Genomic DNA, 2,407 nt, shown 5'->3' on the forward strand with positions numbered 1-2,407 from the left:
CGAAGAACGCCGGCACCATGTAGCTTGGCAGTTGGCTTCCCACATATCGGCGAAGCTCCGCTGCTTCCAGCTTGCCGTGACCAACCACATACGCGCACAGATAGGAATCCGCTCCCTTATCCTGACGTGCGATCACTACCGCTTCCTTCACCTGCTCGTGTCGCTGCAGAACCGCCTCGATCTCGCCCAGCTCGATCCGGTAGCCCCGGATCTTCACCTGCTCGTCGATCCGGCCCAAATAGTCCAGGTTGCCGTCCGGCAGCCATCTCGCCAAATCTCCCGTCCGGTACAGCCGCTCTCCGTTCGGATGCTGCACAAACTTCTCTTCCGTCAGTTCCGGGCGGTTCAGGTAGCCGCGCGCCAAGCCCGCTCCCGCGATGCACAGCTCTCCGGCTACCCCGATCGGCTGCAGACAGCCGTTCCGATCAAGGATATAGACGTGCACATTCGCGATCGGCCGGCCGATCGCCTGGCTTTCCTGCTTCTCCAGTCCCCGATTGAAGCTAGTCACCACGCTGTTTTCCGTCGGACCGTATTCATTGATCAGCTCCGTCTCCGGCGCCAACCTTTGGCTTTCCGACACCAACTTCGCCGTCACCGCTTCGCCCGCCAGCGTAATCCGCTTCACCGTCTTCAATTCGCCCGCTTCCGCCCTCGCTAGAATGGCAGCGTATAACGCCGGCACGACAATGAAGTGCGTTACGCCGTACTCCTTCACCGCTTCCTTCACCGCTGCCGGATCTTTGCTCGCTTCTTCCGTTAGGAACACCACTTCAGAGCCCGACAACAGCGGCGTGAAGCAACTCGTCAAAAATCCATCGAACGCATACGAGAACAGCTGCAGCACACGGTCTTTCTCGCTCAACCCGTACTCCGCTTTCCGCCATTGCAGCGCGTTGGCGATGCTTCCGTGCTCAATCATGACCCCTTTCGGACGACCCGTTGAGCCCGATGTGTAGATCACGTACGCCAGATGCTCTGCTCCCGCCCTCTCCGGCAGATCCGTTCCGTCTCCTTCTTCCAGCAGCCTGCGCTCCAGCACCAGCACCGATTCCGTTATGCCTGCGAACTTCTCCGCCACATCCGTCTGCGTCAGCACCAGCTTCGCTCCTGCGTCTTCCAGCGTGTAGCGGATACGCTCCTCCGGGTAGCTCGGGTCGATCGGCACATACGCGCCTCCCGCCTTCAGCACCGCCAAGATCGCCACGATCATTTCCGTTGACCGCTCCAACGCGATACCCACCAGCTCATCCGCTCGGACTCCCTGCTTCCGCAGCCTCCGTGCAAGACGATTCGAACGGGCATTCAGCTCTGCGTAGCTTAGACGCTCTTCTCCGTACACCAGCGCTGTACGCTCCGGCGCTCGCTTTACTTGCTCCTCGAACAGGCTGTGAATCGTCTGCTCCTTCGGATACGGCGCTTCCGTCCCGTTGAACGCCGCCAGTCGCTCGCACTCTTCCTCGGACAGCAGCGACAGCTCCCCGATCCGCTCCTCCGGCTTTGACGTCGCCTCCGTCAGCAGCTGCACAAAGTGACCCGCCAGTCGCTCCATGCTCGCTCGCCTGTACAACGACGTCCGGTATTGCAGTTGGAATACTAACCGTCCTTCCATCTCCGACGCTTGCAGCGTCAGATCAAACTTCGCCGCTTCCTCGCCTCCTCCGTACGGCGTCATCTTCAGACCGCCCCCGTAAGAAGCTTCCGCCTCCGTCATGTTCTGCATCGCGAACATCGTATCAAACAGCGGATTACGGCTCATATCCCGCTCCAAGTCCAGCTTCTCCACCAGTTCCTCCAGCGGGTAGTCCGCATGCTCGAACGCTTCCAGCGTCCGACGCTTCACTTCCGCCACCTGTTCCAGGAACGTCGCTTCCTTCTTCACTTCGTTACGCAGCGCCAGTGTCCCGACGAACATGCCGATAACCTGCTCCAAGTCCGCATGCGGGCGGCCCGCCACCGGCGTTCCAATGATGATATCCTCCTGCCCGCTATACTTCGACAGCAGCGTCGCATACGCCGCAAGCAGCACCATGTACAGCGTTGCGCCCGTCTGCGAAGCGATCTGACGCACGCGCGCCTCCACTTCCAGCGGCAGATCGAAGCCGATCGACTCGCCTTCGAAACGCTGCACGGCCGGACGCGCATCATCCGTCGGCAGCTCCAGCACCGGCAGCTCGCCTCCGAACCGTTCCAGCCAGTACGTTTCCTGACGCTTCAGCTCTTCCCCGCTCAGCCGCTCCCGCTGCCAGACTGCGTAGTCCTTGTATTGGATCCGCAGCACAGGCAGCTCCTCGCCGCCGTACAGCCGCGCGAACTCTTCCACCAGCACTTGCATCGAGACTCCGTCTGATATGATATGGTGCATATCGTACATGAACAGACGCTTGCCTTCCTCCGCCAGCTTCAC

Annotated in this window: 1 protein-coding gene; it reads right to left on the minus strand. The window is 60.7% G+C overall.

Annotated features, from left to right (window positions below; all coding sequences use genetic code 11):
* On the minus strand, positions 1 to 2,407 hold a 2,407-nt coding region (locus tag K0T92_RS24375; protein WP_219875230.1), incomplete at both ends, for a non-ribosomal peptide synthetase.

Source organism: Paenibacillus oenotherae, assembly GCF_019443105.1.
Classification (GTDB): Bacteria; Bacillota; Bacilli; order Paenibacillales; family Paenibacillaceae; genus Paenibacillus_Z; species Paenibacillus_Z oenotherae.